Origin of the sequence: Agriterribacter sp. (genome assembly GCF_035445465.1) — a bacterium.
Classification (GTDB): domain Bacteria; phylum Bacteroidota; class Bacteroidia; order Chitinophagales; family Chitinophagaceae; genus Agriterribacter.
This window is the reverse complement of sequence record NZ_DAOMQT010000008.1, coordinates 5860-28217: the sequence shown is the minus strand read 5'-3', so window position 1 is coordinate 28217 and position 22358 is coordinate 5860. Positions and strand designations below refer to the sequence as shown.

The following is a 22358-nucleotide window of genomic DNA, read 5'->3' as shown; positions in this document are numbered from 1 at the left end:
TCAAATATAATATTAGCCCGGACTTTCCAATGTTAAGTTTTTATTTTGCCGGTCACCCTGCAACCTGAGACCTGTATTCTTCACTCCCCTTCAGGAAAATCTGCTCCTTTGGTTACTTCCTCCCAGTGGTCAAAATCATTCTGCAATGCTGCCAGCTTATGCTTCGCGTTCCTTAAAGCAGCAGAACCCAGCAACAACACCTGCGGAGGATTTTCCGATTCCACCACTTTTACCATTGCTTTTGCAGCCCGCACGGGATCGCCTTTCTGACTGCCGCTATACCCACGTACGGTATTTTTGTTTGCCCCCGCGGTAGCGGCATAGTCATCAATAACAATCGCAGTGTCTTTAGCCGATCTTCCCGCCCAATCGGTACGAAAGCCGCTTGGTGCAACATTTGTAACCTTAATGCCCAGGTGGCTCGTTTCTTTAGCTAAGGCCTCTGAGTAAGCGGCAACAGCAAATTTGGTAGCATTATAAAAACCGAGGGCAGGAAAAGCAACCAGTCCCCCAATTGATGATATATTAATAATATGGCCCCTGCGTTGTTTGCGCATAAACGGCAGTATTGCTTTGGTAACATGCGCCAGCCCCCAGAAATTGATCTCGAACATGCGGCGTACTTCCTCCTCTTCACTCTCTTCTATAGCCCCAAAATAGCCGATGCCCGCATTGTTAACCAGTACATCAATCCGTCCAAATTTTTGCAATGCCTGTGTTACGGCAGCATTGATTTCCTCCTGCTTTGTTACATCCAGCGCCATAGCGATGGACGAATCTTCGTACGGCGCTGTTATATCCTTCACATCATCTGCATTACGGGAAGTAACCGCCGCTTTATACCCCAGCTTTAATACATATTTGGCTAATTCCCGGCCGAAGCCCGTGGAGCAGCCTGTTATAAACCAAACCTTATCCATAATCTTTATTTTAATTGTATTTTTAATTTGATAATGGCTATCAAAATTAGACATTCGTACAAAGAGAAAGACAGCGGTACTTTAAATATTCATGTATTAGATGCATATCATTTTATGTTTTGTTGTTTGAATACAATATGTGCACTTCATTTACTATACCGTTAAAAGCCGCCTTCGTGTATGGTTGTTGCTTTTTTATGTGCTTTGGCAGTAAAGCACAAAACAACAATGCCGGTTTTAAGGTGATCGCTTTTTATACGGCGAAAAATGACAGGGCGCATATCAGCTTTGTGCATGAAGCCAACAGGTGGTTTACCGCGATGGCAAAGCAACATCAATTCCAATACGACTCAACGAACAACTGGAATAAGCTGAATACAGCCTTCCTTTCCCAATACCAGGTGGTACTTTTTTTAGATACCCGGCCGGAAACACCTGGTCAAAGAGATGCCTTCAAAAAATACATGGAGCATGGCGGCGCCTGGATGGGCTTTCATTTTGCAGGGTTCGCGCTTACGCCATCAGCCTTTCCGCAAAACTGGAACTGGTATCACGATACATTTATCGGTTCGGGCCAGTATAAAGGGAATACCTGGAAACCCACACCTGCTATTTTACGGGTAGAGGATTCAACGCATCCGGTGACCAGGAGGCTGCCGCAAACATTTACCTCTTCCCCCAATGAATGGTATAGCTGGGAAAAGGATTTATGCAAAGACCCGGACATCAAAATCCTGCTATCCATTGATTCTTCCAGCTTTCCCCTGGGTACAGGCCCCAAACCCAACGAAATATGGCACAGCGGCTATTATCCTGTGGTGTGGACGAATACAAAATACAAGATGCTATATCTCAACATGGGACATAATGATATTGATTACGAACATAAAACCAACAAAGAATTATCTTTCCAGTTCAATAATCCTGTTCAAAACAAACTGGTTATTGATGGACTGCTGTGGTTAGGCGGAAAATTACATTAGCTGATCATGCAATAATTTTATACATCATATTTACACCTAAACGATTTTGTAATGGATACAGGCTATACCGTTCCCGGGCAAACAAGGGTCGGACATGTGCATTTAAAAGTAGCGGATATTGAACGCTCGCTGGGGTTTTACCGCAACTTGCTTGGATTTGAGCTTACCACTATGTATGGGAACCAGGCTGCATTTCTGTCTGCCGGCGGCTACCATCATCATATTGGTTTAAATACCTGGCACAGTAAAAACGCGCCGCCTGCACCGGTGCATGGGGTAGGCCTGTATCATACGGCTATTCTTTATCCCACACGCAAAGATCTTGCAGCAATACTCCAACGCCTGTTACATGCCGGTTATCCCTTAACAGGAGCAAGCGATCATGGTGTATCTGAAGCCTTGTATTTAAATGATCCCGATGGCAATGGAGTAGAATTATACTGGGACAGGCCGAAAACGCTTTGGCCGTATAAAGCAGATGGCTCATTGGAAATGTACACGAGGAAGCTTGACCTGGATGATTTGTTAAAGGAATTGCACTGATGGCTAACATTAATTTTTTCACCTAATAAGCAGAACTTACCTGTAAACGGGTTATTTTCGCTGCAAACAAACTCATGCTGATATGTATACGGGATTAAAACATTTTCATTCGGGATTAGCTTATTTATTACTTGCGGCATTAATTGTGGCTGTTATGTATGCCATTGTATCACGCAGAAAACCCTTTACCGCCGGAAGCAGGAAAATAGCTTTAATTGGATTGATATGTACTCACCTTCAGTTTGTGCTGGGAATAGTACTTTATTTTTTGTCGCCGCTGGGCTCTTCCAATTTTTCGGGTGAAGCCATGAAGGAGAAAGTATCCAGATTGTATATCATTGAACACCCTTTGATGATGCTGATCGCCATTGTGCTGGTTACCATTGGCTATTCAAGGATTAAAAGGTTAGGCAGCGACAGTAAGAAGTATAATAGTATCATTGTTTTTTACGGTATTGGTTTACTCCTGATGCTGAGCGTTATTCCGTGGAAAGTATGGCCATAAAAGCAGCCATAGCATTACCCTGCTATACCTCAATATAATCTTCCTCAACTATTTTCGCTTTTTGTTCTGCCTGGCCAATGGGCTGGTACCTTGTGGATATTTTATCGTTAAACAGGGCAGGATCTGTGATAACAGGGCATCTTCCTGCCCGGAAGATGATTAAATCGTAAATAAAACGTATCTTTGCTGTATTATTTGAGTTAATCTTTTGTAAGCGAACAATCTCTGCTCTCATATTTTTCTTTTACACCAGCGCGTTACTCAGGTTATATTTAGTTTCTATCTGATATCTGACATGAGAACATATACAAATGCGGGGTTGAGTTACGGCGTGCAGATAAGCGTGCCGTTATCCATCACAGAAGTACAACAATAATGCGCATAGTATGCAGTTGCCGGAAGTGACCATATTTTTAACTAAATAATTGAAGTATGACAAATGATAAGATTGAAAAGTTCATTGAATGCAAACCCAAGAAGAATGCAAAAGTGAATATTCATTTTAAACAAAGGGCTACCGTAAAAGGCATGTTTATCAGAACCGACGATTATGAGGAATTAAAGTCAAAAAACTTTTGGCGGATTGTAGCCGATTCAAAAGTTGATGAATGGGAACGAACAAAAGACAGCAGCCTGGCCCGCATTTTTAATGGCGCCGAATTTACCCGTTTAAGCGATAACCATTAAATTATTACTGGTTATCCAAACCTATCTGTATACCTAACGCTATCCGGTCTTAAAAAGAAAATTTATATCTGTATGTTCACACAAACATGGAAAAAATATCTTCCCGTAATTGCTATTCTTTTAAAACGCTCTGCCAGCGCGGAACAAACGTTGAGTTTGAACCATACCGACTTTGAGCGGGCAACGGGCGGGCGTAAGATCAAATTCAGCTTTTCGCAGTTGCAGCTCAATAAGGGCCGCATTAACCTGGCAATTAAACAGGCTGCCGTTGCCAAAGAATTGGCGGAACTGTTGCGGGAAGATGCGCTGACCAAAAAGATTATCGCAGGACAATATTTAGAGTTTGCGCTGAATAATAATTTCCAACTGAGCATTAAAAACAATACTCCCCTCGCCGAAGTAGCGCTTGAAGCCGAATCTGAATAACCGGGAATACGGGCAAAAGTCCGCTTAGTTATTGGCTTTGTAGTAAGCGCAAACCGTACGCATAAGACATAGTGTACATTTAGGCTGCGGCCGGCAAATGGCTCTCCCCAGAAAAGACATCGCCATACCTGCATCCCATTCCTTTTGAGGCAATACAGCCATCAGTTGCTTTTCAATTTTATTGGCATCGCTGCCGGAGGCAATACCAAGCCGGGGAGCTACCCGCACCACATGCAGATCAACAATCACGCCTTCTGCCGGCTTACCCGATTCACGTAAAATAACGTTGGCCGATTTCCTGCCAATACCTTTTAAAGCGGTGAGTTCATCCAGCGTCAGCGGTATATTTTTATCTTCTTTGATCCGCTGCCCCATTTCCATCAGCCATTTTATTTTATTGCCAAAATTGCGCACCGAACCAATAAACGGCATTAAGGTTTCGGGAGTGGCTTTGGAAAGCGCCTGCATATCCGGGAAAGCTTCAAATAATTTGGGGGCGATCTCATTGATATGCCTGTCGGAATCCTGCGCCGATAAAACCACCATAACCACCAACTGGTACAAATTACCATGATCCAGCGGATGCTTTGTATCCCCGTATTTTTTTATAAGCGGCTTAATGGCTTCGGCCCAGTTAATTGCAGCAGACATAGTAAAAGTTCAAATGGCAGTAAAATATTGAAAATTAAATTAAAACCCGACATTTGCCTTCCAAAATATTATAAGGATGAATGAAATTTTGCAAAGGGAAGCGGCAATAACACTGGTAAAAGATACTTTTAGCCGGTTTCTTTGTGATTATTTACACCTGACAAAAGTGTCATCTCCGCTTATTGTGTTAGATGGAACGGGGTTGAATGATGACCTGAATGGCATTGAGCGGCCTGTTTCATTTCCTGTTAAATCTTTGAATGAACAACGCGCTGTAGTTGTTCATTCTTTGGCCAAATGGAAGCGTGTTCGGTTAAAAGAGCTGGATGTAGATACCGGCAGGGGAATTCTTACTGATATGCGTGCACTTCGGCCGGATGAAGATTACAGTCCCATACATTCTATTTATGTTGATCAGTGGGACTGGGAAAAGCATATTGATATTACGGACAGAACTTTATCGTACCTGAAAGAAACCGTAAGCGCTATATTTAATGCTTTAAAAGAAACTGAACAGATTGTTTATCAGTATTACCCGGATATGCCGCCTCAGCTTCCGGAACAGATACATTTTATTCATTCGGAAGAGCTGTTACAACGCTTCCCCGGCCTTTCACCCAAGGAAAGAGAAAACGCTATTGCAAAAGCATTCGGAGCGGTATTTATTATAGGTATTGGCAACAAACTGTCACATGGTGAACCGCATGATGGTCGCGCAGCAGACTATGACGACTGGAGCACTGAAAACGAAGAAGGGTACAAAGGCTTAAACGGAGATATCATTGTATGGCACCCTGTTTTGCAGTCTGCATTTGAGCTTTCTTCTATGGGTATTCGTGTAGATAAAAGTGCATTAATCAAACAGCTAAAAGAAAAAAATTGCGAACAAAAATCAACCCTTTCTTTCCATAGCAGTTTACTGACCGGCAAATTGCCCGAAAGCATTGGCGGAGGCATTGGCCAATCAAGATTGTGCATGTTTTTATTAAGAAAATCGCATATTGGGGAAGTGCAGGTAAGTATATGGTCTTCCGAAGAAAAGAAAAGGATGTGTGAGAAGGGGGTTGTTTTGTTGTAATAATTAAACAGGCGCCATAAAACCAGCACTTTGATTATATTTACACTTACAAAACCAAAGACAATTTTATGCAAATAAAAACCTTCGCGTGTTTTTCAGTTATTGTTGCTGCAATTTCCTTTTCCGGGTGTTCCGCCAATAACTCTTCAGCAAACACAGCCAGCGCTCCCGCTGCCGACACCACAACGCTTTCGCCTGTGGAAACAAAAGCCGCCAACACAGATTATAAGCCCGCTTTTGAAGGACAAACAAGAGTAAACGGGGTGAAAACAACCACGCCTTATAAAGTAGAAAAGATAGCCGAAAACCTGGGCAGACCATGGGCAGTAGTGCCTATGCCCGATGGCCGGCTGCTGGTAACAGAAAAATCGGGTTACATGGAGATCCATAGTGCTGATGGCGCATTGGTTAAAAAAATTACGGGTTTTCCAAAAGTAGAAGATGCCGGCCAGGGCGGCATGCTTGATGTTGCATTGGATCCCGATTTTGCGCAAAATAAAATCATCTACTGGTCCTTTTCCGAAAAACAGGGAAAAGGAAACCTGATGTCAGTGGCCAAAGGGAAAATAGCAGACGATGAAGCTACTATCCAAAACCCAACAGTTATTTTTCGCGCCACACCCGCGCTCGACAGTAAGCTGCATTTTGGTTCCCGCCTGGTATTTGATAAAGACGGCAATCTTTTTGTAAGCACGGGTGAAAGATCCATACTGGAAGGACGGAAGCAGTCGCAATGGCTGAACTCGGGTCTTGGAAAGATCTTTAAGATCACCAAAGAAGGTAAACCTGCTCCGGGTAATCCTTTCATAGGCCAGAAGGACGCTATGCCCGAAATTTACGCGTATGGTATACGCAATGCCCAAAGCCTCGACCTGCATCCTGTTACCGGCGATTTATGGGAAGTGGAATTTGGACCCCGTGGCGGCGATGAACTGAACCTTATTAAACCCGGCAAAAATTACGGCTGGCCAACGATTACATACGGCATTGAATATGATGGCAGGAAGATCGGCGACTCTATCCAGCAAAAAGAAGGTATGGAGCAACCTGTATATTACTGGGATCCGGTACTTGCCCCCAGTGGTATGGTTTTTTACACCGGAGATGACATCCCCGAATGGAAAAACAACCTGTTTATCGGCGGACTGGCCAGCACACATATTGCGAGGCTGGTGATTGAGAACAATAAAGTAGTAGGAGAAGAAAGACTGTTAGAAGATCAAAAGGAAAGGATACGCGATGTGGCTCAAAGTAATGGTGCATTGTATGCAGTTACCGATTCCGGTATTATGTTCAAAATAAGCAAACAATAGTTTTTTATTGCTATACTGATTATCCCCCGGCAATACAGCCGGGGATTTTTTTTCAGGATATGCATAATACTACTATAGTTCCTGATATTTTTAGAAAGAGACAGCGCAGATGGGCAGCTGATCTGCGAACCTAACTTAAGCGGGTCACTATCAAAATGTAATTAAATGCTTACAGTTCATATTTCGGTAATTGCTGATTTAGCCACAAAGTCACCAGGGTACAAAGGAAACCGCTTTGAGGCTTCGTGTTTTTGTGGCTAAATTGCGTTTTTACATCTATCTATACCGCACGTTCAAACTCCAACTATAAACTTCCAAACTATAAACGCTATTTAGCAGGTGTTAATACAATATTCCTGTATTCAATTGGCCCGTGATCTCCCTGTATGTATAAGGGACCCGGTTCTCCTTCGTTGCTGTCTAAAGCGCCACCGGTAATGCCGGGTATTGCCTGGTTGCAAATTACCGTTTTACCATTCAGTACAACGGTAATCATTCTGCCCACAAGCGTAATGTCATAAGCCTGCCATTCGCCGGCATCTTTAGCAGCCATCTCGCTGGGTGTAAGAAATCCGTATACCGCTCCCAGCAAATCCTTTTGCGGTTGTTTCCCTTTGCTGTCTTCTATCTGCACTTCATAGCGGCCGCGCAGGTAAATGCCGCTGTTGCTGCCGCTGGGGCAACGAAATTCAACATGCAGTTTAAAATCGGTGAATGTTTTCTCCGTGATGAGGTTAGCGCCGGAGCGCGGGCTTTTTAATACCCCGTTCTCCACAACCCATTGATTTTCTCCGAGTGCTTTCCAACCCGTGAGGTCTCTACCATTAAATAGCTTTACAGGCGTTCCCCACACCGGCGCTTTGTCTCTTATCAGCAAAGGCGCCCTGCGGGCCGTCCAGTTATAGGTTTTTCCATCGGCGGCAATCATAGTACCTGTCAATAGCTCTCCCTGCAGGCTTCCTTCAAAAGAAAGATCATTATCCTCTTCCTCCCACTGCGGGGGTAAGCTGAAACTTAACTTTCCGTTATTGAAGTGAATAATAGACACGGGACGGGCGCTTCCGGTAATCCCTACATACTGCCCTACCAGGCGTTTATGCCCCGAGTGCATAATTTCAAGCCAGGCCGGAAATTTTTTACCGCCGTCTTCAATCGTGATATCCCAGCGCCCTTCAATAGCCGGATCGGCTGGCTTTTCAGAAAAAATGATGCTTTTGGCAGGCGAAGACACTACAGACAGCATAAAAGCAACCGGCAGTATAAGATACTGAGCAATGCGCTTCATATAAATGGTTGATATTTTTTTCATTTGTAGCTATTGATTTTTTTAGTGACCGAATGGAACTTCGCATATACATTCCCCTGTGTGAAGAAGTGTATCATCCTTCGTTTCATACGCTAATGTACTAAAGAAACAAATACGATGAAGTTATATAGCTAACAAGGGTGCATTTAAAATTGTCGCCGGTTGGTGGGGACACCAACCGGGGCGGCCTGCCGTGGGCGGTGTCTCCACCGCCCACACGAAGCAAAGCGGTGCGACAATTTTAAATGCACCCGCTAACAAAGACATGAAAGATTACGGCCTTATCATTGAAATATTTTCACATGTAGCACATCAAAATATTAATTAACCCAATTATAAACTAAGTTACAACGGTACCCTCGTATCTGTGCGGAGCCGCTTTACTGCTATATGCTATGGAAAATGATGTATATTGAGTGCTAAATATTTTTATTCAAAAATTGCTTCGTTATGAACAACAAATCCACTATACGCTTCCGGTCATTCATATTGTTTTACGCTCCTGTGATCTTTGCATTGGTATGGAACATATTTTCCGCTGCTGATATATATGCGCAGGAAAGCGCGAAGCTCCCCGAGGAATACCAGTTTAAGCTGGGCGTTACCTATGAAATGTTCTCCGGTAAAAATGATAAACTGAAAAAGGGACAGGAAATGAGCATGTGGTATTCGGAAGCCGGTTATACAGGCATTGGCATGGGCGGACAAACCGCTATGTTTATGGTATATGATATGAAATCTATGAAAATGCTTACCCTGATGGAGGCGCAAAAAATGGCAATGGTTATGGATATAAAGAAGCTGATAGACCAGGTTACGGACAAAGCCGGCGTAAACGCAGAGGATACGCCGGATGGAAAGATTACCAAAACCGGTAAATCAGAAAAGATACTCGGCTATACCTGCGAACAGTATAAAATAAGCAGCGATAAAGCTGAAACGCTGGTTTGGATCACCAGTGAGCTGGGGTCAGGCTTTGGCGACTATGCCAAAAGTATGGCCATGGCGATGGGCGGCGGTAAGGCAACGAAAGGCAAAGGCTTTCCGGACATGCAGGGCGTAGCCAACGGTGTAATGCTCAAAATGGAATCAACAGATACCTCAAAGGGCGAGCTTACCCGGATGGAAGCTACTGCTGTAGATAAAGACGGGAAAAAATTTAATACAAGCGGATATAAAATGATCAATATGACCGGAAGGTAAATTATAGAGATTGATTTAAAAAAACGGAGTTTTTGATGCAAAGGTAATTTAACGGCCTTTACAGGTTCAGACTAATGCATTACGGCTATCTTTGTTACAAACGTTATGCATGACATCCAACGACCCGCTTCATGGCAAAACACTCGAAATGATCCTTAAAGAACTGGTGCATCATTTTGGGTGGGAGGATCTGGGCAGTATGATCAGGATCAATTGTTTCACCAGTAATCCCAGCATCAATTCTTCCCTTAAGTTTTTGCGTAAAACGCCCTGGGCAAGAAAAAAAGTAGAAGCACTGTATATTAAATCCATGACCTGAAAATTTAAAATGAACGATCGCCATAGAGAACAAATTATAGCACAAACAAAAAAGTGGATCACTGATGTAGTGGTAGGCTGTAATTTTTGCCCGTTTGCCGCGAAAGAATTGAAGCGTGGTTCCATTCATTATCAGGTATTAGCCGATGCCGGTACGGCAACCACGCTGGAAACCGCATTAATGATGCTGCGCCTGCTGGATGACAGCAGTGATATAGAAACCGCTTTCTTAATCCTGCCCAACAGCTTCCGGTTATTCGATGTTTATCTCAGTCTTGTGGAACGGGCAGAGCAATTGCTCCGCCAGGAAAACTATGAAGGTATTTACCAGGTAGCCAGCTTTCACCCGCAATATGTATTTGCGGGAAGTATTAATAACGACCCTTCTAATTATACCAATCGTTCTCCCTATGCCATGCTGCATTTTTTAAGAGAAGATAGTGTAAGCAAAGCTGTAGACAACTACCCGGGCATTAATGAGGTGCCCGAACGCAACATCGCGTTTACAAGAGAAAAAGGGCTTCGTTATATGCAGCAATTACTGATGAACAGTTTGCTGTTTCAAAAATGATTTTATAATTTATATTGTACACCCATTCCAAAAACGGCCAGCGGAAATTTTCTTTCGCTGGTTAGCCATGTACCGCTATAGGTATATGATCCTATAATATCGAGATGCGGCGCTACAGCGCATCCCACGGTAGTGGAGATCACAGGCCGGAGCCTGGTTTTGGAATAACGGTAATGGGCGCCTCCGCCATCGAGTTCAAGAAACCATCCGCCTGTTTCCCTTTTAAAATCCTGGTGCAGGTAACGTGGTGCTCCAAAATTAAACCTGTATCCCCCCATAAGAATGATAGCGCTTACGTTATTGAACTTACCATCATCAAATGAACCCCAGAGCGGGCCATCCGTTGGAATGGTATGCGTTCCTTTTACCGTAATAACATACTGGTTATAGGCATCGGCGTTTTGCTGCGCGTTAAGCATGAGCTTAAGATCAATACCTATCCCATAAGTGGCGGGATAAGAAAAACCATTGTAAGTGCCCTGAACATTTACCGCTATCTGCGGTGATTTTGTGGGATAAGGAACTGTTTTTTCGATAACCTGTGCCTGTACGGGCAGCATAAAATAAATAGAGCAGGTGAATCCTAAAAGTAAAAGCTTTTTCATTACGTAAAATTTGGTTGAAACAAAAAGGCTTTTCCGTTCTATATCCGGATCATTTATTAAATGATCATAGAAATGGGATTCAGGTCACAAATATAAAAGTATAATTTTTTGAAATTGTTACTATTCGGTAAAAAGCGGGTTTTCATCGCTCAATGACAGGAAAATGCTGCAATTTTTGGAAAAAAGATGGACCAGCGCAGCAGTTTATGGTTTAAAAATACTGTTGAATTGATATAGGATAATCAGCCAGCGCAATTGCCGGTTCTTCAATTTCGGGATGCCATAATTTTTCCCATTCAAAACTATAATATCCCTTATACCCTCCTTTTTCCAAAGCTTCTATTGCTTCAGACAGAGGCACTTCACCCTGGCCTAAAAGCGTATATTGTAACTTTCCGTCGGCTAACTTTCCATCTTTGATATGGGTATGGCGAATATATTTTTTTAATTTTTGATATACCTCCATTGGGGGCTCCTGCGTTACCGACCACATATTAGCTATATCCCACACCAGTCCGGTATGCGCATGTTCGGCCGATTGCATGATCTTTTCCAGGTCGCTCGTTTTAACCACATCGCCATGGGTTTCCATCAATACCGTTACCTTGCTGCCATTAGCATAGTTACCCAGCTCCAGCAAACCGCTGGCAATAAGATCCATTGTTTCATTTCTATCCTGGTCTTTGGGAAAGTTATTGGGAAACACCCGTACATAGGGGCAGTTTATTTGCTGTGCAAGATCAATGAACCGGCGGCCTTCATCTATGTTCTTATTCCTTTCCGCTCCTTCAGCAAAGTGCAGGGTGGCGGAAGAGCCCAGTCCCGCAAACCGCAGTTCTTTTTCTTTCATCAGCGAAACCGTGTTGGACCTGCTTTGCGCAGTACGGAATACGGAACATTTTGTAAGATCCAGCTCACGCTGTATACCTCTTAGTTCAATACCCTCATAGGCATGCGCTGCTGCAAAATCAGCAATTTGCTGAAAGTTCCAGTCGGGGCATCCCAACGTGGAAAAAGACAATAAGAGTTGCTTCTTTTTAGTATCAAAAGAAGAACCGGCAATGGTTGCTCCCAGTAATGCGGCAGACGTGTGCAGGAATTTCCTTCGTGTAAACCGGCTCATGAAAAATATTTATTACTTCAGCTTTAAATCCGTAATAATGTTTTGTATGCGCTGATCCAGTTCGGTGCTCACTTTGTCGAAATCGCCCGCGCCGGCAAGCTTTGCATTTACACTAAAATAAAATTTTATTTTAGGTTCGGTGCCTGAGGGTCTTGCGGAAATCTTGCTGCCATCTTCCAGGATAAACTGCAGCACATTGGATTTCGGCAGCCTGATCTCCCATTCTTCCCAGGTTACGGGATTCTTCCCTTTCCGCAATTCATAATCCAGCAACTGCACTACCCGCGATCCGTTAATGGATTGAGGCGTGTGCTGCCGGAAAGATTCCATCATTTCAGCAATCTCTTCCTGTCCGCGCATACCTTTTTTGGTAATGGAAATAAGATGTTCTTTATAATACCCATACTGCACATACAGGTCAATCAGCTTTTCAAAAAGGCTTCTTCCCTTATTTTTTTCATAAGCGGCCATTTCGCTGAGTATGGCCACGGCGCTTACCGCATCCTTATCCCTCAATTTTGAACCTACCATTAAGCCATAGCTTTCTTCGCCGCCGATAATATAATTTTCACTGCTCTCTTTTTCTTTGATGAGCTCCGCAATCCATTTAAAGCCGGTGAGCACATCATAGCAGGTAACGTTATTTTCACCGGCTATGCGGTTGATCATATCGGTGGTTACAATGGTTTTTACTACCATATCGTTGGGCTTCGCAATGCCCTTGGCTTTACGCGCTTCTATAAGATAATTAAAAGCAAGCACGGCGGTTTGATTACCATTTACCAGCACCCAGCTCCCTTTGTGATCTTTAACGGCAATGCCTACCCTGTCGGCATCGGGATCGGTTCCCAAAAGAATATCGGCATCCAGTTCTTTCGCTTTTTTTAACCCGATGCTCATGGCTTCACTTTCTTCCGGGTTAGGATATACCACTGTTGGAAAATTACCATCCGGCTTCGCCTGCTCTTCTACGATCGTAACATTGGTAAAACCATACCTTTTCAATAATTCCGGCACCAGCATAATGCCTGTACCGTGTATGGGAGTGTATACGATTTTGAGATCATGCTGTTTTGCAATTACATCGGGATATACGCTCAAATCCTTTGCCATCTGCCAGTAAGCTTCATCCATATCCCTGCCAATGAGTTGAATAAGCGCTTCTCCCCCACCTTCCTGTCCGGCAGGCAGGCTCCATTTCACTTCATCAACAGAAGCAATTTTATCTACTTCGGCAATCACATTTTTATCGTGTGGCGGTACTAATTGTCCCCCGTCGTTCCAGTAGGCCTTATAGCCATTGTATTCTTTAGGATTATGGGAAGCCGTACATACTACGCCCCCCTTACAACCCAATTGGCGGATAGCAAAAGACAGTTCCGGCGTGGGCCGCAGCGATTCAAACAGGAATACCTTTATGCCGTTGGCAGCCATAACATGGGCTGTAATTTCTGCAAACTGGCGGCTGTTATTGCGGCTGTCGTGCGCAATGGCTACGCTTATCCTGTTATCCGGATAGGCTTTCTTTAAATAGTTGGCATAGCCCTGCGTGGCCATTCCAATGGTATATTTATTAATCCGGTTGGTGCCTGCGCCCATAATACCTCTTAACCCGCCGGTTCCAAATTCAAGATTACGGTAAAAGGCTTCCGTAAGCTCATCGGGGTTTTCCGCCTGTGTTGTTCTTATTTCGTTTTTAGTGGCTTCATCAAAAGATCCGTTGAGCCATGCGTTTACCCGCTCTTTAATTTTGGTGTCCATAATATATCATTATAGTTTGCAATCAAAAATATATGCACATCGAATTTCGGGGGAAATAAGGAAATGCTCAAAATTATTCTAACCAGGCTCCGGAAATATGCCCGTTTTCCACTTCAACAAATATGTGTTCCTGTAAAGTAGTAGCCACGGCATATCCAACGTAGTCGGTATGCACCGGAAAGGTTTTATGCGTTCTGTCTACAAGGGCAAGCGTCTGGATCTTTTTGGGCTGATCCTGTAAGAAAGGCTTTAGTGCGTAAAGCATGGTTTTACCGCTATTGGCCACATCATCCACTACAATTACCACGGCATCGTCAAAACTTCGCTCACTGCTTAACGTGATCTTTCCGGGACGCCTTTTATCATCTACCCCTATGTCCATCACCTCAATTTGTCCTTTAAAAATACCCGTTAACAGTTGTTGCAGCTTTTGAGCAATTACCAACCCGTTTTCCCTGATGCCTGCCAGTAATATCTGGTCTTCGCCTGTATTACGTTCCACTATTTCAAATGCTATCCGCCTTAGTATCTTGTCTATTTTTTCCTTAGTAAGAATGTAGTTCTTCATCCTTCATGAATTGATCGTATCAAAACTAAGGGGTATTAATGAATAAAACAATTCGTACTAAACATCCTACCTTAGCATTACAACTATGTTATGATGCATATTGTTTCGCAGGTTATTTTTATTATTGCCGCTGCCACGGGCATTGGCCTGTTTGCAAAACGCATTTCGGGTATACGTAAAAATATACTTACCGGGCGCGATGCAGATTACAGCGATCAGCCCTCCGTTCGCTGGAAAAATGTGCTGCTGCTTGCCTTCGGGCAAAAAAAAATGTTTAGGAACCCATTGGTTGCGGTGCTTCACTTTTTTGTATATGCCGGCTTTATCATCATCAATATAGAAGTGCTGGAAATTATATTAGACGGCATATTGGGAACACACCGGCTGTTTGCACCTGTTTTGGGCAGCTTGTATGGTTTCCTGATCAATGCATTTGAAATACTGGCGGTGCTCGTAATCGTATCCTGCGCTATTTTCCTCATCCGCAGAAACATTATAAAACTGAAAAGATTTATCAGTAAAGACTTAGACGGATGGCCCCGCAGCGACGCGAACTATATATTGATCACAGAGATTGTGCTGATGCTGCTTTTTTTAACCATGAACAGCACAGACCTGGTATTACAAAGTAAGGGATATGGACATTATGGAGAAAACGCCACAGACCGGTTTTGGGTATCGGGCATGCTTACCCCATTGTATAGTTCATTGAATGAAGCTATGCTGGTGGCTATAGAAAGAAGCTGCTGGTGGCTGCATATACTGGGCATCCTGGCGTTTATGAACTACCTGCCTTATTCCAAGCACCTGCATATCATGCTGGCCTTTCCCAATGCTTACTACGCAAGATTGCTGCCCAAAGGAGAAATGAACAATATGCCTGCTGTTCAAAACGAAGTATTGTACGCCATGCAGCCGGAGCTGGCTCCTGCAGACGCAGCTCCTCCCTCCCGCTTTGGCGCTAAGGATGTATTTGACTTAACCTGGAGAAATTTACTCGATGCCTATTCCTGTACCGAATGCGGAAGATGTTCTGCCGCCTGCCCTGCTACTATCACCGGAAAAGCATTGTCGCCCCGGAAGATCATGATGGATACAAGGGACCGCGTGGAAGAGACCGGGAAAAACATCAGGATAAACGGGACGTTTAAAGATGATGGCAAAACCCTATTGCATGATTATATTACAGTTGAGGAACTGCGCGCCTGTACTACCTGTAATGCCTGTGTTGAAGAATGCCCGGTAAGCATCAGCCCGCTTGAGATCATCCTGGAATTGCGCCGTTCACTGGTTATGGAAGAAAGCAACGCTCCCCAGGAATGGAACGCGATGTTCAGCAATATCGAAAATAATTTCGCACCCTGGCAGTTCAGTCCCGATGACAGAGATAAATGGGCGGGGGAAACGGGGTAAACTGTTGCAGGTTACAGGGTTACAGGTTACAGGGTTACAAGGAAATACCCCTGCAACCTGTAACTTGAGACCTGTACCCCACATTCATTTATCGCTTTTTGCCAGCACTTTAAGGTTTAGCGTAACATTATCCCCCATGGTAATGCTGCCGCCACCTACGTTATAGTCCCGGCGGTTTAATGTAAATTCGCCCTCAAAAATATAGTCATCATCTTTGGGAGTTACTTTAAACGGGAAGGAAATTTCTTTGGTAATATCTTTAATGGTAAGCTTTCCGAAAACAAAAAGATATGCTTTGTTTGTGCTCGTTGTGATTCGTTCAGACAGAAAGTGAATATGCGGGTACTTAGCGATCTCAAAATAATCTTCCGACCGTAAATGATTATCACGCTGGTTAATGCCGGTATTGATCGTTTTAACGTCTATCGTTACATCAAAATGAGAAGCGCTGAGGCTATCGGGAAAGAAAATGATCTTTCCCTCCAACCCTTTAAAGCTTCCGCTCACGTTCACGCCAAAATTCCTGATCTTAAACCCGATCTCCGATCCTTCGTCGGTGGGTGTAAAATGCTGTCCGAAACTTATATTCGTTATAAACAAAACAATAATAAGCGTAGCTATACGGTTCATGCCTGGTAATGGGTTGTTAAAACCATTCAAAGGTATTAACAGATTTGTTAAGGCCCTGCTTATGTTCAAAAACATAATGTGCCCATAACCTCCAGCGCCGTAAAATAGTATAATGATAAATTTCGTTTAGCTTTGAAACTAAAATCAAATTCAGCATGGAGATTCCGGTAATGTCGGCATTGTATGCCAGCCAGGAAAGTCCCGACATATTATTTTGGGTAGGCTGTGCCGGTAGTTTTGATCAGCGGGCACAAAAAATAACAAAGGCTTTTGTAAGCATTCTTAATAAGGTGCAGGTAAAATATGCCATTCTTGGAAAAGAAGAAGCCTGTACCGGCGACCCGGCAAGAAGGGCCGGCAATGAATTTTTGTTCCAGATGATGGCTTACCAGAATATCCAAACGCTCAACAATTACGGGATCAAAAAAATCGTTACTGCCTGTCCGCATTGTTTTAATATCCTGAAAAATGAATATCCCCAACTGGGGGGTAATTACGAAGTGATACACCACGCCGTTTTTCTGCAGCAGTTGATTGATGAGGGAAAGATCAGAATGAAAGAAACCGGGGATTTCAAAGGGAAACGCATTACCTACCACGACAGTTGCTATTTGGGCCGCGCCAATAATATTTATGAAGCGCCGCGTAAAGTGCTGCAGGCGCTTGACGCCGAGCTGGTGGAAATGAAACGCTGCGGGAGCAAAGGAATGTGCTGCGGCGCCGGCGGAGCGCAAATGTGGAAGGAAGAAGAGAAAGGATCCACACGAATTAACCTCGAAAGAACCAATGAAGCGCTGCAAACCGGCGCCACGGTCATTGCATCAGCATGTCCATATTGTAATACCATGCTTACTGATGGTGTAAAGAGCAATGAGAAAGAAGCGGGTGTGGAAGTGCTGGATATAGCCGAATTAATCAATGCGTCAATGCAGTAAATATGAAAGACCTGAAATGGAAAATACTGTCTTCCGAATATCTTTATAAAGCCACATGGTTTACGATCCGCAAAGACAGGTGTGAAACGCCGGAGCAAAAGATCATTGACCCCTATTATGTATATGAGTTTCCTACCTGGGTAACCGCCGTGGCACTTACCGAAAACAACCAGGTGGTAATGGTGCGCCAGTACCGGCATGCATTAGGCGAAACCATCATGGAAATTCCGGGAGGCTGCGTAGATGATACCGACCCTTCCCTGCAGGCGGCTATCGAACGTGAATTGCTGGAAGAAACCGGGTATACATTCACTGATTACGAGTACCTGGGGAAAATATCTCCCAATCCTTCTACCAACAACAACCTCATGCATATGTATCTTGCCCGTGGCGGCAAAAAAGTGCAGGAGCAGCAATTAGACCACAATGAAGAGATAGAAGTATACCTGTTTAGCATTGAAGAGATCAAACAAATGCTGAAAGAAAATAAAATACTGCAGGCGCTTCATGTTACCTGCCTGTTTTATGCTTTAAATAAGCTGGGGTATATGGAGTATTAAATTAAGTTCGAAGCAGGAAGAACGAAATTCGAAGGAATACAGAGTATAAGCAAGCATCAAGAACCAAATCACAAAAATCAAACCTGCCTGCGGCAGGCAAGCTTGTCCGCCGGGGCGGATAAAATTCAAATGTTAAATTTGAAGAGGAAAATTCGAAATCCGAAGGGAAACTCCAACAATAAACCACAAACCATAAACTGCAAACTAAAAAAATCCGTCTCCGATCCTGGAGATTGCCTACCTGCCGGTAGGCAGGCTTCGACCCTTAAAAAGTAGCACACATTATTCAGATCGGTTTAGGGTCTCGCAAAGACGTTCAAATCCGAAGCGAGACACAATCTCAAATTTTAGATCTCAAATTTCAATAGCCACCGATAGCTGACGGCTAACACAGAATCTTATGCCTCCTAAAAAGGAAAGCATCAAGTGATTTCGGTATGTTGGCTTGCGCTTTCATACTTACTTACCCGATGCTTTCGTGATGGGCTTCCATCTTCTGACGGATTTCCGCTCATCGTGTTACTTTCTTACTGTTTCCGGTATTACTTGTAACGTTTGTACAATAAAGATACGTCATGGTTTTACCTGTTTCCAAATTTTTTACTGATTTACTATGCACCGGAAATGCACCCGGTTATGCACAAAAAAAGGGAGTTTCGCAGGTTTTAGACCGAGTTGTGCACAAACATTTCAAATTTGAAATTTGAAATCTCAAATTTCATGATCTCATATTCTCATACTGCAACGGAATACCCAGTTCCCATGTTTTGGAAGCCTGGATCACAGCCTGCAGGTCGTCTATTTTCTTTGCCGTAACCCGTACCAGGTCATCATTTATGGATGCCTGAACTTTTAACCCGGAGTCTTTAATGAGCTTAATGATCTTTTTGGCATCTTCCTGTTTTAAACCGTTACGTACCGTTACTTCTTTTTTCCATGCTTTACCGCTTTGCGCCCCTTCTTTCGACAGGTCAAATGCCTCCGGCGCTATGCCCTGCTTATGTGCCCGGCTGATCAGCACATCCATTAACTGCCGCATTTTCATGTCATCGTCTGTTTCAATATTTAATTTGAATTCTTTTTTATTGAGATCAATCACAACATGCGCGTTCTTAAAATCAAAACGGTTAGTGATCTCCTTTTTCGTAACATTCACAGCGTTATCCAATAGCTGGGCGTCTACTTTACTTACCATATCAAATGAAGGCATAGCGATTGTTTTTTCAGATACAAATATATATTATATCTCACCATTGGAACTAATATGTTGGTATTTGTACAACAGTTTTGTGCGAACGGAAGCAACGAAAATCAATAAAAAAATTAATCCGGATTACCCAAAAAAGTTAGCTCCAAAAATTTTCGTTTGCTTATTTGGTTTATTTTGAGCGGATAAAACGATTTGTCATGTTTAAAAAAGGTATGTTTCTCGTCCCTGCCACCATTTTAAGTATTCTTTTTTTTGCAAGCGCCATGGCGCAGCATAAAAACGCCGGCCGTGAATTTTATGAAATAAAGTTGTACCATTTCACCACACCCGCCCAGGAAGAAATATTAGACAAATACCTGTCTGAGGCCTATATACCGGCATTACATAAAGCAGGCATTAAAAGCATTGGCGCTTTTAAACCGCTGGATAATGACACTGCCGCCAACAAAAAACTATATGTTCTTATTCCGCTCAGATCAATGGAACAATGGCTTACCCTGCCGCAACAATTACAAAAGGATGCCGGTTATGTTAATGCGGCAAAGGCTTATACAGATGCAGCTTACAATGCAGCCCCCTATACCCGTATGGAATCTATATTGCTGCGTGCTTTTAACCTTGCACCACAATCGGCCATCCCCGGATTAAAATCAGGCAAAAAGGAAAGGGTATATGAGCTGCGCAGCTATGAAAGCGCTACTGAAAAGTTGTATTGGAATAAAGTGCACATGTTTAATGAAGGCGGAGAAATCCCTCTTTTCAAAAGACTTCGGTTCAATGCCGTTTTTTATGGTGAGGTAATTGCCGGGAGCCGCATGCCCAACCTGATGTATATGACCAGCTTTGAAAACATGGCCGACCGCGATGCGCACTGGCAAGCATTCAGGGATGATGCCGAATGGAAAGCGCTTTCCGCAAAGCAGGAATATAAAAACAATGTGTCAAGGAATGAAACCATATTAACATATCCGGCACCGTATTCGGACTATTGAGATATTTGTCGCAAATACCCCCTCAAAATGGCAAAAGGTGCCATTGTTTTTTTCTCAGGCCAGGTCTACCTTTATAATATATAATATTATACTATTACGCTTAAACCGGGAAAAAATGAAAGTCGTAAAGAAAATACTGTTTGTTCTCCTCGGGCTAATCGCATTATTGCTTGTAGTGGCCCTGTTTGTTCCTAAAGCATTTAAAAGCGAGCGGCAGATCGTTATTAACAAGCCCCGTCAGGAAGTGTTTAACTACCTTAAATACGTGAAGAACCAGGACAACTTCGGCGTATGGCAAAAGGCTGATCCGGAAATGAAAACAAGCTCTGAAGGAACAGACGGGCAGGTTGGTTTTAAATACAGCTGGGATGGGGAAAAAGTAGGTAAAGGATCGCAAACGATTACAAAAATTGTGGAAGGGGAGCGTATTGAAACCGAACTTGATTTTGGTTTTGGCGACCCTGCTGCGGCATTTTTTATTGTAAAAGACGCCGGAACTGACCAAACATCGGTAACATGGGGGATCACCGGCCGATCACCCTGGCCCTTAAACCTGATGGGCCTGTTTTTTGATGTGGGGAAGGATTTTGAAAAGGGTCTGCAGCATTTAAAAGTTGTACTGGAAAAATAATGACAATGACCGCATCTCAAACAGTTGATGAATACATGAAAAAATTCCCGGAAGGCATCCAGGAACGATTGAAGCAGATCCGTTCAGCTATAAAGCAGATCGCGCCAAATGCAGAAGAAAGTATCAGCTATGCTATACCCGCTTACAAGCTGAATGGCAAACCATTGATATATTTTGCCGGGTACAAAAATCATATCGGCTTCTATGCAACACCGTCGGGCCACTCCCAATTTGCAAAAGAGCTCTCACAGTACAAGCAGGGAAAAGGCTCTGTGCAGTTTCCCGCAGACAAACCCCTGCCTTTGTATCTGATTGAAAAAATAGTACGGTTCAAAGTAAAGGAAAATAGCAAAAACACCAAGCCACTCCAAAACAAAAAGCAGCAGTCCGGAGCCTTAAATAGCGATATCCAAACGTACAATACTACATTGCCGGAGGAAGACAGGAGTATTTGTACTTTGCTGGCACATGAGATCAGTAAGGGTCTGCCTGAAGCCGAAAATAAAATATGGCACGGGCATCCTGTTTGGTTTCTGGAAGGAAATCCGGTTGCAGGCTACAGCAAGCTGAAGAATCATATACGGCTGATGTTTTGGAGCGGGCAATCGTTTAACGAGGAAAAGCTGGCACTGAAAGGTAAAAAATTCAGGGATGCGTCTATAAGCTACTCATCGGCAGCGCAGATCAATACAAAAGACTTACAACGCTGGTTGAAAAAATCAAGAGACATCCAGTGGGACTATAAAAACATTGTAAAACGCAAAGGGGTGCTGGTGCTAAAAACGGGCGACAGCCAGCCCTGATCACCAATACAAAATAACTAAAATGAAAAAGGTTCAAACAGAAAATTTTGTTGATTATTTTAATACTGCCTGGCCGAAGGCGCTGGCAAAGTTGAAAGAGATCAGCGGGCAATAATAACCAACCGCTTAATTGCAGCGGTTTTCACCGGATTTATACCCCTGTGCGTATAACACACAAGCTTTTATTATCATTTCCCGCTGGTATGAGGAAAAGCCGGAATGTCCCATTTTTTCCACAATAGTTTTACATTAAGCCGGTATTTCCCGGAATGGTAAGAATTATCAAACCTAATAGTTATATTTATTGCACTGGCACAATTTTATATATACTTTACTGAAAATACATTTTATGCAAAACTGGCTCAGAACTTTACTTGCAGGATACGGCGCTTATAAATGGGGTGGCGGTTGTCTTGGCTCTATACTTGTTTTCGTAATCATTTACTATCTTTTAGGATATTGTTAGTGTTGTGTGAAACAGGAGAAGGGGTAAATAGTGAATTGTGAGAGGTGAATTCACTATTACCCATTGCCTATTCACTTCTATCCTCTCACTTTTCACGATAATATACAGACATCATTTGCCTGATTTAACACTATCTTTTTATGTACTCCCGATAGCA

At 43.3% G+C, this 22358-nt stretch carries 26 protein-coding genes; 16 read left to right on the top strand and 10 right to left on the bottom strand.

The window, feature by feature from the left end:
- Positions 1–80: 80 nt before the first annotated feature.
- A complete protein-coding gene (locus tag PLE34_RS06320; RefSeq protein ID WP_324555049.1) occupies positions 81–920 on the bottom strand; it encodes an oxidoreductase in 840 nt (279 codons plus the stop codon).
- A gap of 137 nt (positions 921–1057) precedes the next feature.
- Here PLE34_RS06320 and PLE34_RS06315 point away from each other — a divergent pair, with 137 nt between their 5' ends.
- From PLE34_RS06315 to PLE34_RS06305, 3 genes are all read left to right on the top strand, one after another.
- Positions 1058–1903: a ThuA domain-containing protein gene (locus tag PLE34_RS06315; protein WP_324555047.1), complete on the top strand. Its 846-nt coding sequence runs from the start codon at positions 1058–1060 to the stop codon at positions 1901–1903.
- A 51-nt stretch (positions 1904–1954) separates the two neighbouring features.
- Entirely contained in the window at positions 1955–2446 is a 492-nt protein-coding gene (locus tag PLE34_RS06310) for a VOC family protein (protein ID WP_324555046.1), read from the top strand.
- 82 nt (positions 2447–2528) lie between these two features.
- Positions 2529–2951 carry a hypothetical protein gene (locus PLE34_RS06305; RefSeq protein WP_324555045.1) on the top strand — a complete coding sequence of 141 codons (423 nt, stop codon included), beginning with the start codon at positions 2529–2531 and terminating at the stop codon, positions 2949–2951.
- Between the two features lie 22 nt (positions 2952–2973).
- Here the strand turns inward: PLE34_RS06305 and PLE34_RS06300 are convergent, their stop codons facing one another.
- The gene (locus PLE34_RS06300; protein WP_324555043.1) at positions 2974–3186 is read right to left on the bottom strand and encodes a hypothetical protein; all 213 of its coding nucleotides are present in this window, start codon (positions 3184–3186) and stop codon (positions 2974–2976) included.
- Positions 3187–3383: 197 nt separating this feature from the next.
- Between PLE34_RS06300 and PLE34_RS06295 the strand changes: the two genes are divergently transcribed.
- Both PLE34_RS06295 and PLE34_RS06290 read left to right on the top strand, forming a co-directional pair.
- Complete coding sequence (locus PLE34_RS06295) at positions 3384–3638, top strand: short-chain dehydrogenase (protein ID WP_324555041.1); 255 nt, start codon at positions 3384–3386, stop codon at positions 3636–3638.
- 72 nt (positions 3639–3710) lie between these two features.
- A complete protein-coding gene (locus PLE34_RS06290; protein ID WP_324555039.1) occupies positions 3711–4064 on the top strand; it encodes a hypothetical protein in 354 nt (117 codons plus the stop codon).
- 24 nt (positions 4065–4088) lie between these two features.
- Here the strand turns inward: PLE34_RS06290 and PLE34_RS06285 are convergent, their stop codons facing one another.
- Positions 4089–4715 carry an endonuclease III domain-containing protein gene (locus tag PLE34_RS06285; RefSeq protein WP_324555037.1) on the bottom strand — a complete coding sequence of 209 codons (627 nt, stop codon included), beginning with the start codon at positions 4713–4715 and terminating at the stop codon, positions 4089–4091.
- A gap of 76 nt (positions 4716–4791) precedes the next feature.
- Between PLE34_RS06285 and asnA the strand changes: the two genes are divergently transcribed.
- Complete coding sequence (gene asnA / locus PLE34_RS06280) at positions 4792–5793, top strand: aspartate--ammonia ligase (RefSeq protein ID WP_324555035.1); 1002 nt, start codon at positions 4792–4794, stop codon at positions 5791–5793.
- 68 nt (positions 5794–5861) lie between these two features.
- Positions 5862–7106: a PQQ-dependent sugar dehydrogenase gene (locus tag PLE34_RS06275; RefSeq protein ID WP_324555033.1), complete on the top strand. Its 1245-nt coding sequence runs from the start codon at positions 5862–5864 to the stop codon at positions 7104–7106.
- Between the two features lie 328 nt (positions 7107–7434).
- Here PLE34_RS06275 and PLE34_RS06270 read toward each other — a convergent pair whose 3' ends face one another.
- Entirely contained in the window at positions 7435–8415 is a 981-nt protein-coding gene (locus tag PLE34_RS06270; RefSeq protein ID WP_324555031.1) for a 3-keto-disaccharide hydrolase, read from the bottom strand.
- A 447-nt stretch (positions 8416–8862) separates the two neighbouring features.
- Between PLE34_RS06270 and PLE34_RS06265 the strand changes: the two genes are divergently transcribed.
- The 3 genes from PLE34_RS06265 (at position 8863) to PLE34_RS06255 (ending at position 10504) form a co-directional block, all read left to right on the top strand.
- The gene (locus tag PLE34_RS06265) at positions 8863–9615 is read left to right on the top strand and encodes a DUF4412 domain-containing protein (RefSeq protein ID WP_324555030.1); all 753 of its coding nucleotides are present in this window, start codon (positions 8863–8865) and stop codon (positions 9613–9615) included.
- A 109-nt stretch (positions 9616–9724) separates the two neighbouring features.
- On the top strand, positions 9725–9934 hold the full coding sequence (locus tag PLE34_RS06260) for a VF530 family protein (protein ID WP_324555029.1): 210 nt from the start codon (positions 9725–9727) through the stop codon (positions 9932–9934).
- Between the two features lie 9 nt (positions 9935–9943).
- A complete protein-coding gene (locus PLE34_RS06255; protein WP_324555027.1) occupies positions 9944–10504 on the top strand; it encodes a DUF1415 domain-containing protein in 561 nt (186 codons plus the stop codon).
- A 2-nt stretch (positions 10505–10506) separates the two neighbouring features.
- Here PLE34_RS06255 and PLE34_RS06250 read toward each other — a convergent pair whose 3' ends face one another.
- The 4 genes from PLE34_RS06250 to PLE34_RS06235 form a co-directional block, all read right to left on the bottom strand.
- A complete protein-coding gene (locus PLE34_RS06250; protein ID WP_324555025.1) occupies positions 10507–11109 on the bottom strand; it encodes a hypothetical protein in 603 nt (200 codons plus the stop codon).
- 211 nt (positions 11110–11320) lie between these two features.
- Positions 11321–12232, bottom strand: a complete 912-nt coding sequence (locus PLE34_RS06245) for a sugar phosphate isomerase/epimerase family protein (RefSeq protein ID WP_324555023.1) — start codon at positions 12230–12232, stop codon at positions 11321–11323.
- Positions 12233–12244: 12 nt separating this feature from the next.
- Complete coding sequence (locus PLE34_RS06240; protein ID WP_324555021.1) at positions 12245–13993, bottom strand: phospho-sugar mutase; 1749 nt, start codon at positions 13991–13993, stop codon at positions 12245–12247.
- A 73-nt stretch (positions 13994–14066) separates the two neighbouring features.
- Positions 14067–14561, bottom strand: coding sequence for a phosphoribosyltransferase family protein (locus tag PLE34_RS06235; protein ID WP_324555019.1), 495 nt, complete (start codon positions 14559–14561; stop codon positions 14067–14069).
- A 90-nt stretch (positions 14562–14651) separates the two neighbouring features.
- Between PLE34_RS06235 and PLE34_RS06230 the strand changes: the two genes are divergently transcribed.
- Entirely contained in the window at positions 14652–15974 is a 1323-nt protein-coding gene (locus PLE34_RS06230; protein WP_324555017.1) for a 4Fe-4S dicluster domain-containing protein, read from the top strand.
- A gap of 84 nt (positions 15975–16058) precedes the next feature.
- On the opposite strand, the gene PLE34_RS06225 is transcribed toward PLE34_RS06230, so the two are convergent.
- Positions 16059–16604: a YceI family protein gene (locus PLE34_RS06225; protein WP_324555015.1), complete on the bottom strand. Its 546-nt coding sequence runs from the start codon at positions 16602–16604 to the stop codon at positions 16059–16061.
- A gap of 155 nt (positions 16605–16759) precedes the next feature.
- Between PLE34_RS06225 and PLE34_RS06220 the strand changes: the two genes are divergently transcribed.
- Positions 16760–17539, top strand: coding sequence for a (Fe-S)-binding protein (locus tag PLE34_RS06220; RefSeq protein WP_324555013.1), 780 nt, complete (start codon positions 16760–16762; stop codon positions 17537–17539).
- A 2-nt stretch (positions 17540–17541) separates the two neighbouring features.
- Positions 17542–18099, top strand: a complete 558-nt coding sequence (locus tag PLE34_RS06215) for an NUDIX hydrolase (protein ID WP_324555011.1) — start codon at positions 17542–17544, stop codon at positions 18097–18099.
- A gap of 718 nt (positions 18100–18817) precedes the next feature.
- On the opposite strand, the gene PLE34_RS06210 is transcribed toward PLE34_RS06215, so the two are convergent.
- Positions 18818–19309, bottom strand: coding sequence for a YajQ family cyclic di-GMP-binding protein (locus PLE34_RS06210; protein WP_324555009.1), 492 nt, complete (start codon positions 19307–19309; stop codon positions 18818–18820).
- A 197-nt stretch (positions 19310–19506) separates the two neighbouring features.
- On the opposite strand from PLE34_RS06210, the gene PLE34_RS06205 reads away from it, so the two are divergent.
- The 3 genes from PLE34_RS06205 to PLE34_RS06195 all read left to right on the top strand — a co-directional run bounded on the left by PLE34_RS06205 (position 19507) and on the right by PLE34_RS06195 (position 21735).
- Positions 19507–20301 carry an NIPSNAP family protein gene (locus PLE34_RS06205; RefSeq protein WP_324555007.1) on the top strand — a complete coding sequence of 265 codons (795 nt, stop codon included), beginning with the start codon at positions 19507–19509 and terminating at the stop codon, positions 20299–20301.
- Positions 20302–20416: 115 nt separating this feature from the next.
- On the top strand, positions 20417–20932 hold the full coding sequence (locus PLE34_RS06200; protein WP_324555005.1) for an SRPBCC family protein: 516 nt from the start codon (positions 20417–20419) through the stop codon (positions 20930–20932).
- 5 nt (positions 20933–20937) lie between these two features.
- A complete protein-coding gene (locus tag PLE34_RS06195) occupies positions 20938–21735 on the top strand; it encodes a DUF1801 domain-containing protein (protein WP_324555003.1) in 798 nt (265 codons plus the stop codon).
- Positions 21736–22358 lie beyond the last annotated feature (623 nt).